This is a genomic window from Cellvibrio sp. (assembly GCF_046347455.1).
Taxonomy (GTDB): Bacteria; Pseudomonadota; Gammaproteobacteria; order Pseudomonadales; family Cellvibrionaceae; genus Cellvibrio.
Window position 1 is genome coordinate 149,003 of record NZ_JAXMGC010000007.1, and the last position, 13,548, is coordinate 162,550.

The 13,548-nt window shown below is 40.2% G+C and carries 12 protein-coding genes; all 12 read right to left on the bottom strand.

What is annotated here, in order from left to right; all coding sequences use genetic code 11:
* Positions 1 to 7: 7 nt before the first annotated feature.
* A complete protein-coding gene (gene glf, locus U1F02_RS13610; protein ID WP_409990949.1) occupies positions 8 to 1,111 on the bottom strand; it encodes a UDP-galactopyranose mutase in 1,104 nt (367 codons plus the stop codon).
* Between the two features lie 33 nt (positions 1,112 to 1,144).
* On the bottom strand, positions 1,145 to 2,104 hold the full coding sequence (locus U1F02_RS13615) for a glycosyltransferase family 32 protein (protein WP_409990950.1): 960 nt from the start codon (positions 2,102 to 2,104) through the stop codon (positions 1,145 to 1,147).
* A 40-nt stretch (positions 2,105 to 2,144) separates the two neighbouring features.
* Positions 2,145 to 4,121, bottom strand: a complete 1,977-nt coding sequence (locus U1F02_RS13620) for a hypothetical protein (RefSeq protein ID WP_409990951.1) — start codon at positions 4,119 to 4,121, stop codon at positions 2,145 to 2,147.
* Positions 4,114 to 5,019, bottom strand: a complete 906-nt coding sequence (locus tag U1F02_RS13625) for a glycosyltransferase (RefSeq protein WP_409990952.1) — start codon at positions 5,017 to 5,019, stop codon at positions 4,114 to 4,116. The genes U1F02_RS13620 and U1F02_RS13625 overlap by 8 nt, the downstream gene beginning before the upstream one ends.
* A 3-nt stretch (positions 5,020 to 5,022) precedes the next feature.
* A complete protein-coding gene (locus U1F02_RS13630) occupies positions 5,023 to 5,982 on the bottom strand; it encodes a GDP-L-fucose synthase family protein (RefSeq protein ID WP_409990953.1) in 960 nt (319 codons plus the stop codon).
* A 14-nt stretch (positions 5,983 to 5,996) separates the two neighbouring features.
* Positions 5,997 to 7,115 (bottom strand): GDP-mannose 4,6-dehydratase, encoded by a 1,119-nt coding sequence (gmd, locus tag U1F02_RS13635; RefSeq protein ID WP_409990954.1) that lies wholly within the window; start codon positions 7,113 to 7,115, stop codon positions 5,997 to 5,999.
* Positions 7,115 to 8,374 carry a glycosyltransferase family 4 protein gene (locus tag U1F02_RS13640; protein WP_409990955.1) on the bottom strand — a complete coding sequence of 420 codons (1,260 nt, stop codon included), beginning with the start codon at positions 8,372 to 8,374 and terminating at the stop codon, positions 7,115 to 7,117. The genes gmd and U1F02_RS13640 overlap by 1 nt, the downstream gene beginning before the upstream one ends.
* On the bottom strand, positions 8,371 to 9,297 hold the full coding sequence (locus U1F02_RS13645; RefSeq protein WP_409990956.1) for a class I SAM-dependent methyltransferase: 927 nt from the start codon (positions 9,295 to 9,297) through the stop codon (positions 8,371 to 8,373). The genes U1F02_RS13640 and U1F02_RS13645 overlap by 4 nt, the downstream gene beginning before the upstream one ends.
* Positions 9,298 to 9,313: 16 nt before the next feature.
* Positions 9,314 to 10,276 (bottom strand): glycosyltransferase family 2 protein, encoded by a 963-nt coding sequence (locus U1F02_RS13650; protein WP_409990957.1) that lies wholly within the window; start codon positions 10,274 to 10,276, stop codon positions 9,314 to 9,316.
* A gap of 325 nt (positions 10,277 to 10,601) precedes the next feature.
* Positions 10,602 to 11,195, bottom strand: coding sequence for a class I SAM-dependent methyltransferase (locus U1F02_RS13655; protein WP_409990958.1), 594 nt, complete (start codon positions 11,193 to 11,195; stop codon positions 10,602 to 10,604).
* A complete protein-coding gene (locus tag U1F02_RS13660) occupies positions 11,192 to 12,550 on the bottom strand; it encodes a flippase (RefSeq protein WP_409990959.1) in 1,359 nt (452 codons plus the stop codon). The genes U1F02_RS13655 and U1F02_RS13660 overlap by 4 nt, the downstream gene beginning before the upstream one ends.
* 52 nt (positions 12,551 to 12,602) lie before the next feature.
* Complete coding sequence (nadC, locus tag U1F02_RS13665; RefSeq protein ID WP_409990960.1) at positions 12,603 to 13,463, bottom strand: carboxylating nicotinate-nucleotide diphosphorylase; 861 nt, start codon at positions 13,461 to 13,463, stop codon at positions 12,603 to 12,605.
* Positions 13,464 to 13,548: the final 85 nt, after the last annotated feature.

The window sequence follows — 13,548 nt, forward strand, 5'->3', positions numbered from 1 at the left end:
GCGCATTTTATTCTTTTAATTTCTCTATTAAACTTTCTGCCGCGGTTAGCGCAGCGCCTACGACCTGATCCATGTTGTAGTAACGATATTGCGCCAACCTGCCAACAAATGTCACGCCTGTTTCTGTTTTGGCAAGGGTTTCGTATTGCTTGTATAGAGCTTCATTTTTATCGTTTGGAATCGGGTAGTATGGATCACCCTCCGATTGTGGGTACTCTTTTACAGTAGATGTACCGGAATGTGTCTGCCCCGTTAAATGTTTAAACTCCGTTATGCGTGTGTAATCAAAATCGTTCGGGTAATTAATGGTACCTACAGATTGTAGCTGTGTTGTATTTGGGTGATGCTCATGGTGAAAGCGCAGAGATCTGTAGGGTAATTGCCCAAAACAGTAATTAAAATATTCATCTATCGGTCCGGTGTAAACGACGTGGTCCGCTTTGATTTCATTTTTAATTTGGCTGAAATCAACTCCAGTTTTAACTTCAATGTTGGAGTGATTCAACATGTTTTCGAACATCTTTGTATAGCCGTGTAATGGCATGGCTTGGTACTTGTCCGTAAAGTATCTGTCGTCAGTATTGGTCCTTACGGGAATTCTTGCGGCAACACCTGCTTTCAGTTCCGATGGATCAAGCCCCCACTGCTTCCTTGTATAATTCAAAAAAAACTTTTCGTATAAATCTCGTCCAACGCTATTAAGCACCACGTCTTCACTGGTTTTTATTGTTGAACGAGGTTCGCGCGCATTTTCAAAAAATTTATGAATTTGCTCTTCATTTAATTGGAGATTGTACAATTGATTAATAGTGTCTTGATTTATAGGAAATGGATATTGTTGACCGTTGACAACACATCTAACACGATGCTCGTAGCTACGCCATTCGGTAAAGCGCGAAAGATAATTAAAAATTCGCTCGCTATTTGTGTGGAAAATATGCGGGCCGTAGTTGTGAATCAACACCCCGCTTTTGTCGTAGGAATCGAAGGCGTTGCCGGCGATATGGTTGCGTTTATCAATAACAATCACAGAGAAGTGAGCTTCGGCTAGGTGGCGGGCGATAGTTGCACCAGCAAATCCGGTGCCTACGATTAAGGTATGTTTATTCATATTTAACCACATTAATGACCCACGAGTGATATCTCATTTTATTGGAGTTAGGTATTTTCCTAAAATCGATGTGTAGCTGTGTAGCTTAAATTTTATGCAGAAATCGGCGACTCCTCTATGCATTTTTCGTAGTTTAATAAGCTTTGGTACAGTAAGTGGTTCATCTTTCATTAAAATCCAGTCAATCAACGTTGTTCTTTTTATCAGAGAGGAAACCTTGAACTCATAAAAATAAAATTCATCTTCCACGTTGATTAAAAGTAGTCTGTAGTTGTCGTTGCTCATCATAGCTTCTTGAGCAGCTATGTAACACGAAAAATAGCTGGCTCTTTTCAAGCTGCTTTTTGTAAAGTTTGATGTTAGCTCCAGAAAATTATCTTTTTCTCTGTAATAGGTCTCCCAGTTTTCGCTGAAAATGCAATTCTGGAAATCAGATAACCAATCAATTATGAACCGGCTTCCCTTTGCTGCTGCAATAAAACCATTTTCAATTACAGGTCTATCGTGGTTGCTTTTATATGAGCTTGGGTGTTCGTTGTAAAAACAAACCGCTTCTGCCTTGCTTTTGATTGCAGCGTCAATGACCCAGTCTAACGGATGAGTAATTATTATGGAGTGATCCACCCAGATTCCACCAAATTTTTCTAGAAGCGACAATCTAATTAAATCACTGACCAACTGGACAGGTAAGTCTGCGGGTGTATCTGGGAATTCGGGAAGATAATTATGGAGATTTTCATCGTTGAGGACATTTACGATGAAATTTGGGTTGGTACGAATTAGTGAGGCTAGGCAAGCTTCGGCGGAGCTTGATGGCTGGCCGCTCCAATAGGTCCAGATGATTCGTGGAATAATAATTTCTGCTTCATCTGCCTTCCCCCAAAGTAAAAATCTGTAGGTCGCAGGTGCCGGCGGTTGAGTGTGGCTTGAGAATGTCTTTATTTTAAGAGCGAAAAATAAAAATATTTTATATAAAAAATAGATTAACTTCATATTAATAATTGTTTGTTGGCTGCGAGGTAATTTATCTTCACTATTGCTTTCGGAAAAAGGAGTTCGTAATTAGATATCGGGCTCTGTTCATTATAATGAGTGCTCTAAACAAAAAGCCAATAAGCGGGCTTGATAAGTGTATTGATGCCTCAAGCCATAATTGTTCCCGTTTTATCTTTGAGCTAAAAAAGCCCACAACCTGGCGTTGTAAATCCGAAATTTCTAATTTTCTGCAAAGAGGGGTGGAGTTTTTATTTGAATGCTTAACGTCCTCGTTGATCTTGAGAGCTGAGAGGTGCTGAGCAATGGAAGCGTCCGGTTTAGATATAAAGCGAGCCAGGTTTTCTATAAAAACTTTTTTATGCTCGATAAATAAAGATGGCGGTAGCTCACAGGACTCTAGTGCTTTTGCATATTCACATAAATAGGAATAAACATTATTGCTATAGCTCTTTTCAAAGTTGGAGTGAGACAATTTGGAAAACTCTGGTGTCACATTGCGGTTGCCTCTGATATAGCCTACGGTTGATTGAAGCGAGGAAAACAAAAAGCAATTCTCCACAACGTAACCTCGTTGCGAAAAAATTGAAAGCTTATTGGTGTAGGATATCGCTGGTCCGGTTAATTTTTCGGGAAGATGGCTAGGAACCATACCAAAGTAAAGTCCCTTTACCTCACTTAGGGGGGAGATACTTTTTATTATTCTATTAAGATGAGCTTGGCAATTTAGTTCCCAACCGGAGTCCACAATTGCCCAACGGTCGTCACTCAACAAGCCTTCCTGACGAAAGTAATCAACCGTAAATTCTCGTGCGCTATTTATTTTAGCAAAAAAAATTTCATACACAGCGGGATTCGCTATTAGCTTTATTAAGTTGTCCAAGATTATTTTGGATTTTGCTATCTCATCGATAGCAAATCCAATCGATTTCGCGGTTGAATCTATGTCAGCTATTTCCTCTTCCTCAAATGACAATCTTTCCAGCACTTCTCTTAAGGAACATGTTGACTTATTAGGCATCGCATACTTCCAGTCGTCGCTTTGAGCGGACATGGACGGTAACAGCCAGGCTTTGCGTGATCCATACAAAAATTTAATTTCAATTTTTGGAAAATAACGCTCAAATAACTTGGCAGCTTTATAAGGTAGTTCGCCATTTCGTGAAACGAAGTAGACTCTATTCAGTTGCATTTCAGCCGCTTTTTGAAGGGTCCATAGTGTAAAAGAAATTATGGTGGGCAGTATTGTCGCAAATAGTTTCAATTCTGCATCGTTATATTTATCTGGATTTAACAGCCGAATATACTTTGGTATAGAGTTAATTCGTTTTTCAATTGGTGTAAATTTTTCGCCGGTAAGCGCGATTTCATGAGGTTGAATGTGTGTTTTGTGTATATGGGTCGTTTGAATGCCGAGCTTTTTAGCTGGTTTGATATCGCACATGATGTTATCGCCAGTATGGAAAAGCTCCTCTGCTTGGATTTTTTCCTTTTTTATAGCCAATTTGAACAACATCCCTGTGCGCTTTATAAAGGAGGATTCACTTGATACATAAAGTTTGTCTCCCTCTTCAAAAAAACCGTGTTTAATAAGTTGCTGTTTTATAAAAGATGCGGCGAGATACATGTCGGAAATGAAGATAATTCGTTTTCCTTCAGATCGAAGTTGTTGAACGATATCTCTTGTGGTTTCAATGCAATACGTAGATTTTTCTTCTAGCTGAAGCTCTAGCTTCATGATTGTAGACTTCGAATAAAGGCATGCATTGGGTAAAGATAATAGGTTATATATTTCCTTCAGCGTGCAGCTACGTTTACGTCCATGGGCGCGACAAGCCACTTTTTCAGCCATTATCCGCATCTCGGTAAATTGAATTGCAAATTCATGGCGTGAGCTAGTTGTTATTGGGCAGATTAGCAGACCAAGTTGATAGAACAGGTCGGAGGGCTTTTCATAGATTCGAGAAATGCAGGTGTCATAAACATCGAATGAATAGACTTTGTATGTGTTATCCATGATGTTTCTCGTGAACTGTCTTCCATAATTGTGCGCATACATCCCACACAATAAGTCCGCATTGATGCGATCTGCAAAGCTTTTCGTGGAAGATTCTAATGATCTCGTATTTAAGCATGCTGGGGAAAAATATAGGTAAATTAAGTAAAAAGCTAACCAGTATTTCTTTAAGGTTTGGCTTTTTATAATTCATTTCAGAGGCATATTTATCAAGGTCATTTGTAAGCTGATTCCCGTGTACTCTAAAGCTGCTTAGTGCGGAATTTACAAAGTACAACCCGGAATGTTTGGCAAATTCTTGCCACAGTAAAAAATCCCCAGCATATTTGCTAGACCTGAATTTGTCGAAGAAATCATCTCCGAGCTTGTTCCATAGGCTTCTTCTCCAAAAAACAGCGTCTTGCTGAATGGTTGAGCACAAGCGCCTTGAATTTTTAAAGTTATAAATACCGCGTTGGATTCCCTTTTGTGTCTTAAGTGGAAAGTCAAAAGGAATACCTGTTATAGCATCGAATTCATTGATATGGACAGGAATACCTACTATCCAATCTATGTCTTCATACTTCTCAAATATGGCTTCAACTGTTTGGAGTGCGCTGGGCAGATATATGTCATCAGAGTTAATCCATGCCATTATGTCGCCTTGACCTTTGGCAAACCCTTTATATATCGCATCGTACATTCCCTCGTCCCTATCTACAGTAAGTGTAAGTTCAATATTTTGCTTATTTGATTCCGAGATATATCGGTTAACGATATTGACTGTATTATCGGTAGATCCCCCATCCATAATGTAATGATGGATTTTTGATTTGGTTTTTTGCTCTATAACACTTTTTAGTGTTTTTTCTAAGAATGCATCTCGATTAAATGTAGGTGTAATAATGTCAATAATCATGGGCTAAGATAACTCATTTGCATTTAACAGATCGCCATATGTGTCATTCAGCCCACTGACAAGATCTATCAGGGGACGCCAACCTAATGATTTGGCTCTACTTGAGTCCAATAATTTTCTTGGTGTGCCATCAGGCTTTTTAGAGTCGAAATAAATTTTTCCTTCAAAAGAAACTGTTTTGGCAATAAGCGTAGCTAGCTCTGCGATGGAAATGTCAGTTCCATATCCTACATTGACGAAGCACTGGTTCGGAGATGTATTTGCCAACCAATTGCCGCGGGGTAAATCCATAATATGCAACGCTGCTGCAGCCAAATCATCAACGTGCAAAAACTCTCTCTTGGGAGAGCCTGTCCCCCAAACCACAACTTCTTGCAAATCATTTATCTTCGCTTCGTGAAAACGACGAATTAAACTTGGAATGACGTGACTATTTTGCGGGTGATAGTTATCCCCAGGGCCATAGAGATTGGTTGGCATAATGCAACGGTAATCGCGGTCAAACTGCCGATTAATCGATTCGCAAAGTTTTATTCCTGCGATTTTCGCAATCGCGTAGGGTTCGTTGGTGGGTTCAAGAGGTCCGGTGAGCAGAGAATCCTCTTTAATGGGCTGTGATGAAAATTTAGGATAAATGCAAGATGAGCCTAAAAACAGCAGTTTGCTAACGCCGAATTTGTGCGCCGAGCCAATTACGTTATTTTGGATTTGTAAGTTTTGTAAAATGAAATCTGCAGGGTAGGCATTGTTTGCGAATATGCCTCCGACCTTGGCTGCGGCTAAATATACTTGGTCAATGGAGTTTTCTGAAAAGAAGTTATCTACAGCTGCTTGATCGCACAGATCGAGTTCACTTCTGGCTTTGGCAATAATGTTGCAACTATCCTTCTTCTGTAGGGCTCTTATGATAGCGGAACCCACCATACCTTTATGTCCAGCTACAAATACTAATGGGCGTTTCATGTTATTACTCTTATTTATTTCTCATGGGATATATTTGTGGTGTAGCCATGAAAATTAAGAAGTGCATTTCTGCGGGCTTCTATAAGATCAACTCGCATCATTTCATCAATTAATTCTTTAAATGAAACTCTAGGGGTCCAGCCCAATTTATTTTTTGCGTTGGTTGGATCCCCTAAAAGGGTCTCAACCTCAGCGGGGCGGAAATAACTACTATCTATAGCGATTATAACATCGCCTATCTTAAGTGCTGGTGCATCTTCGCTAGTGATTGCTATGACAATTCCTTTTTCATTTTCGCCTGTGCCTTCGAACTTAAGTTCTATACCCAAATTTCTCGCCGCAGTAATGACAAATTCCCTTACACTGTATTGCTGGCCTGTAGCTATTACAAAATCCTCTGGCTGCTTTTGTTGGAGCATTAGCCATTGCATTTCTACATAATCTTTTGCGTGCCCCCAATCTCTCTTCGCGTCTAAATTGCCGAGATATAAACATTTCTCAAGACCCTGTGAAATGTTTGCGAGTCCGCGAGTAATTTTTCGAGTTACAAAAGTTTCGCCTCTTCTTGGTGATTCATGATTGTAAAGTATGCCGTTACATGCATACATACCATAGGCTTCTCTATAATTAACGGTAATCCAGTAAGCATAAAGCTTCGCAACGCCATAAGGGCTTCGTGGGTGAAAAGGGGTTGATTCAGTTTGTGGTGTCTCTTTGACTAAGCCGTAGAGTTCGGATGTTGATGCTTGATAAAAACGAGTCTTCTTCTCCAGACCCAGGAATCGTATTGCCTCCAGAAGCCGCAGTGTTCCTATTGCATCGACATCAGCGGTGTATTCGGGTGATTCAAAGCTTACCGCTACATGGCTTTGTGCGCCTAAATTGTAAATCTCATCAGGCTGTACTTCTTGTATGATTCGAGTAAGGTTGGATGAGTCTGTCAGGTCTCCATAATGAAGTTTTAATCTTGCGTTTTCTATATGTGGATCTTGATAAAGGTGATCAATGCGCTGAGTATTAAATGAAGAAGCTCGACGTTTAATGCCGTGAACTTCGTAACCTTTTTCCAAGAGAAGTTCGGCAAGATAGGAACCATCTTGTCCTGTTATGCCGGTAATAAGTGCTCTTTTCATTATGAAACCTTATTGCTATCGATTGCCTGCTGGAAGACCTTTAAATATTGGGGGGTTACTATCGATGGCGACCAAGAGTTTACGGCTCGCTCGCGCGCAGCCTGACTCAAACTAACTCTCTGTACCTCGTTCTCGAGCAACCATGTTATTCCTGCAGCCATATCAGCAGTATCAAAAGCTTTTGCTAGATAGCCGGTGCTTTTATGCTGAACAGCGTCCGGTAAGCCGGTGCAATTAAAGGCAACCACGGGGCATCCACAAGATTGAGCTTCTGTAGCCGTTTGAGGTAAGTTTTCTTGTCTCGATGGAACTATCATTATAGTGGCTGAATTGTAGAGTAGGGCTAAGGTGTAGTCATCGTGTATATGTCCCATCCATCGTGTTTCAAAAGGTATGTTTGGTGAGTCGAGGGGCGTGCGTTGACCAAATACGACACATAACGGGGGTGCGCTAAGGTGCGGGCCAGCTAGCTGTAGTGCTTCTATGAGTAGATCAAAGCCTTTGCGAGAATCTTTGCCTCCGTTCATTGCTCCAAAAAGAATAATTTTTCTATCTTGCGGTAATCCGAGAATCTTTCGGCATGTCTCTCGCGGCAATGGTTGGAATGTGTTGGTATCAAGTACATTTGGTATTGTTGAAATATTGCAGTTGCGAAACAACGCACTGTTGCGTGCACAGTCTGCAAGCCAATTGCTTGGTGCAATAATGTGCATTTTTATTTTCCATGCATTGCATTTGCGCGCCCATACCAAGCGATCTAAATCAAGTCCTTTGTCTGTCGGCGATCTGTTTGTGCGATTGTATCCGTGACGCCAACGAGAGTTGGCATCGTCAGAGGTGTAATGTTCTGCGCCGCAAAATGGCCACATGTCGTGAAGTGTCCATATTAACGGCTTTGAGATGCGGCCGATGTCTTCAATAGATAATGTTTCACCTCCAACCCAGTGTAAGTTTATTACATCTGCATTTGAAGCATTAATTTTTTTGGACCAGTTTGAAGGGAGCCAGTTACCGGTTCGGAGATTGGTGTTCGATGATTTCTGCAAAAGAAATGTTGCCGCACCTAACTTCTCTCTTAATTGGGTTAATGTTTTGTGAATAAACTTGTTGTTACCTTGATTGCTAAATGTGTCCTCATCACTTTTCCGAACAACCATCTCGGATTCGATATTGTTAGCCAGTAAAGCTTTGTGTAGTCGATAAGTGGCGCGTGCTGCCCCACCCGATATGTCACTTTGCGAGATTAATTTTATTTTCATTTATCTGGCTTCCTATAGCAGGCTAATATTGTATGTCCAGCTATCTGCTCTATAGGAGGGGGTAAAAAACGAGCTAAATATTTAGATGTGGAACGAAAAATTCTTCCTTTAATTGAGTTATCAAGTAATAGTTTTGTAACTCCAAATAATGAAAATAACCTATTCAAAATAATGGATTTTTCTGCCCAGACTTTATGAATCTCCGCAACGGGTTCTTTATGTATTGCTACTGTTTCGAGCCCATATATCGTTGATAGATGTAAAAGAGTGGACTCACTCCAAAGCGTATTGTGGTGTGGAGGCATATCGAGAATGCTGTTTTGCGCGAGCCCACAAATTCCTTCGTTATTTGGAACGGCAAAAATAATAATCCCGCTTGGCTTTGTGGCTAGTATGCATCCTTCAATGAAAGAGCGGATGTCCCCGATATGTTCAAGTACTTGGAATGCAACAACTGCACTAAATTTTTCTTTATTCTTTGTTGCAAAGGATTCAATGGGCTCTTTGATCAGATTTATATTGTTGAGCGTTGCTTTAGCAATTGCGGCATCGTTAAATTCTAGTCCCGTGTATCTTTTTTTTCCGCAAATATCAGCAAATGCGGCTCTTCCTGCACCTACTTCCAGTACATTTCCGGTTTCCGGGATATGCTGGTTTGCGATAAGAAATTCATTTTTGTTCTCTAGGTAATACCAGTCAAAACGTTGTAAGGATTTGTACAGTTCTTCGTCTCCAGTGGAATACGGCGAATAAAATTTCAATTTGCATGATTGGCATTGGTGCAGGTTGATTATTTGACATTGTATATTTACGTATATGTTAAATTGCCTCATGTATTCGTAACTTATGTCTTCCGCACCAATAGACTCAATTAAATCAACATGTTTATTTTGGCAAAGCGGGCAATCTTGGCGAGTTATCATATTTTTGGGCTGCAGTTTATTTGGTTTTAAGGGTAACAATATTTCTTATTCTGCGTGTAATATTCAGTAATATGGGGGCCTTGCTTAAAATTATCTTTATGAATAAAAACGTGGAGATACCAAAAACCTTTTTACTAATCAGCTTGTCTGCAAAATTATTGATTTCAATTTTTTTCGGATGAACTAATGGAAAATCTATAATCTTTGGCTTTGAATTCATAACAAAATTAGGTGCTTCCCCGGTAGTGTGAGTTGCATCCGTGCCAAACCCAATATTGATAATTTGATTTGATTTCGGAAGGATAGAAAGCATATTTTTCTCCCAGCAGATAAAAGTCCATTGGTAATCCCACCATGTAACACTTGGATCGTTATGCGTTTTTTCGAAAATATTGCTCCAATAAGCCTCAAACAATTTACTTGCGTTAGAGTACTTTTTAATACCTTTCCCTTTTTTCCATGCTGGCCAGTTAATCATGGAAATATCATAATGTTGCCATGCTCGTCGCCAGCTCGCCCAACCCCATATGTGGTTATATATAGAAAAAAAATAACTTTCGCTTATAGAAATACTCTGTGCTACAAAGTTGCATCCGCTAATTATTCCTATGCGATGATCATACCGATATTTTTCTAGTAGTTCGTCGCAATACAAAAAGAAGCTTGGCAAGGGAACGATATCATCTTCGAGTATTATTCCTTCAGGCTCGTTCTTAAAAAACCAGTCTATGGCAGAAGATACGCCAAGTTTACATCCAAGATTGTTGCTTCTAAAAAGGGTTTTAAGTTCGCAAGGCCAATCTATTTGCGTGGTTAATCTGCGTACTTCTGCACACTTTTCTGCTTCATCTGGTCGCTCAGGGCGTGGGCCATCTGCCGCAACATATAATCGTGGAGGGCGTGCGGCTCGTATTGCCTCAAAAACCTGGCGTGTTGTATCTGGGCGATTGAAGACCACAAGAAGTATTGGGCTTTGCATAACGTTATTTGCTCAGGATATTGTTGAAATACTTGATACCTTTTTAACGCACAGCTTTGTGCGGCTTTCGATTGCCAGTGCAGAGCTGTCAACGCATGTTTGGTTTATTCTGGCGTAGGGTAGGTGATTTCGCTAGGTCTGGGCGAAGCGCAATCTTAGGTATAGTAAATTCGCTTTAGTTATCATGTAGAATGAGCTTATAAGGTACAACCTATGGAGTTGGATTGAACGAATAATTCCAAATGCATTTTTGGGTATGTGGATTTTTTCGAAGGCTGTAAGAGGGACCTGATTTTTCATATTTTGTGCCTGTGCTGTTGTGTGGTTAATTTTTATAACAAACGGCATAGAAGCTTTCATAGTCTCTTTCTGGAGGATCCAATTCATGGTTAAAAGGTCGCTTTTCAAAATTGTTGAAACCTGCCATCTTTGTGAATAAAGATAAATTTTCCGCATCTAACATAATGTGATGATGCCCATCCATATAAAAAATATAGTTCAGAATGTCTATTCTGCATTCCGAAATAATTGCGGGTTTATAACGAAGCAAGTTGATGTTTGAGTTATTTAAATAAGAAGAAATATATAAATTTATATCCGGTACGCTAATAAGCATTTTTCCTCCTGGCTTTAACACTCGATGTAATTCGCATAGTAATGCTATCAGTTGCGGATATTTAAAATGTTCAAGAACGTGAGAAGAATATATTTCGTTGAAACAATTGTCAGGAAATGGCAGCTTTTTATTTAAATCCCAAAAAACATCTGCTCCTTCACAATAATCTAGGGTTAGCCATCCGTCGCGCTTTTTGGGGCCTGATCCAATTTCTAATTTTTCAAACTTTTCCCAGTGCGATTTATTTTTAAATTTCGTCTTATAAAGTTTTAAGATGTTTGTAATTTTTTTAATGTATTTCATTCTATGTTCCCATTACTTTTATTAAAGCGGATAGCGTTAATAAAAAAAAGGCCGGATATTTGTTGTTTTGCTATTCTGGGTGAAAATATAAAGTTACTTGCAATCGCAGATACTAGATTTGCCAATACGGTAGATATGGCTGCCCCTAAAATTCCTATTAGCGGGATGAGAAGCGCGCTGCAGAGGACGCATGTTGCTAGTCCGCAAGTGGTTTGATATATGCTTAATTTTGCTTTTCCCTCATTTATCAGCCAAATGCTCTGTGCAATTCCCATGCAGATGAAAATATTGGTAAATGCATGAGCGGCAAGTGCGCTCGTGCCTGAGATGTATTCTTTGCCGAATAAAATGGACACTATATAAGGTGACGCTAAAAATATTGTGCTACTAGAAATCCATCCTATAATCGCAAAAACAATAAACATATCGCAAATTGTTTCATTGTATTTCTCTGGGGATTTATTTTTCATTTGTGCGATGTATGGAGATAAACTCACGGAGAGGAGCATAGGAATGAAGGTGCAAGTGCTGGAAACTGCAATTACTGTTGAGTAGATCCCTAATTCCTTTGTGCCCAATATCTCCTTGATCATTATTTGATCTATGCGAATATAGAGCATAATGCAGACACTACTAAGCAATAGTGGCCATGATTCTCCTAGCAATCTCTTGGCTGTTGCTTTGGTGCTTTTCCATCGTTCACTACATGGAAATTTTTGGTAAGCTAGAGCAAGTCCGATTGCCGCCAGCAATGATTCCAATCCTATGAAGAGGGCAAATGTTAATAAGTTCGCTTTGTTAATTATTAGTGCTATTTTTATAGTGTTTGAAATTAAATAGGCGGCTAGTTTTGCTGTTACCGTATAACGGCTTTTACTTTGGCTTTGAAACCAGAGATCAATAGTATCTGCTGCTTGAAATATCAAGCCGCCTCCGGCAAGGGTAATAATCCATACACTTCGATCAGTCCATCCATTTAAACAACCCATTATTAAAATTGCGCTTATCCATAAGACAATACCGAATGTTATTCTGAGTGAAAAGCATGTTCCAAGAAGTTGCGCAGAGTGAGCTTTATTTTTTGAGATGTCTCGGACTATTATTGCGTCCATTCCAAGTGTGGCTGCGGCTTGGAAAATGGCTATGTATGCTAGCGCATATGCCAAGTCTCCAATCTGATCGGGGCCTAAATAACGAGCAATCCAAGCACCAACAAAGAGTCCTAAAAAAACCCGAAGTACTTTATCAATTATTAGCCAACCATAGTTGGCCAAAATAGCTTGTAAATGTGTTTTATCTTTTAATCTCTCTCTAATGGGTTCAGGAAGCCAATAAACCCAGCGGCGATTTATCATGAAAATAATCTACTGAATTGGTTTATTTTTAGGCTTGGGTGTTTGAGCGAGCTCATAGTGGTTTAACTCGCATCGACAAATCCACCGCCCGACAATGCTTCGTCAGCGCCCCAATCGAAATAAAATCTACCCCCGTTTCTGCGATCAACGGGAGCGTACTTTCAGTTACGTTACCTGAAGCTTCAAGCTTAGCTTTTCCTGCGTTAATAGCTACCGCTTTGCGCATATCTTCCAGATTAAAGTTGTCTAGCATGATGATGTCGGCATTTGCGGTGAGTGCTTGGTTGAGTTCTTCGAAGGTTTCTACTTCTACTTCCACTGGTTTGCTTGGTGCAATACTTCTTGCGGTAGCGACGGCTTGTGTAATCCCACCGCACGCGGCTATGTGGTTTTCTTTGATTAGGAAAGCGTCGTACAAACCGATTCTGTGATTGTGGCAGCCGCCGCAGGCTACGGCGTATTTTTGGGCATCCCGTAGTCCAGGAATGGTTTTGCGTGTGTCGAGTAGTTTCACATTGGTGTGTGCTACAAGATTAGCGTAGTAACGACTGGTTGTAGCTGTGCCTGACAGCGTTTGGACAAAGTTCAGGGCTGCGCGCTCCCCCGTTAAAAGGCTGCGGGCGTTACCCTGTAAGTTAAACAAAGTGCTGTTTGCACTTACAAAGTCACCATCATCAACGTGCCATTCGATTACCACGCTAGGGTCAAGTTGAGTGAATACTTCGTTAACCCAGTCTTTTCCGCAAAAAACGCAATCTTCGCGAGTGATAACGCTTGCCTCGGCTATTTGATTTTCTTGAATTAATCGGGCTGTTATGTCGCCTGACCCTATGTCTTCGGCCAGGGCGCTCTTTACGTTTTCAGCGATACTTGTTGCTAAGTTTGGGATGTGCGCGGCGTATTTTGGGTTCATTGTCTTATCTATCTAATCACGAATTATCGCCAATATACCCTAATAAGTGGAGCGTCAGATAAATTCGCTTGTGCTGTGGTTTTAT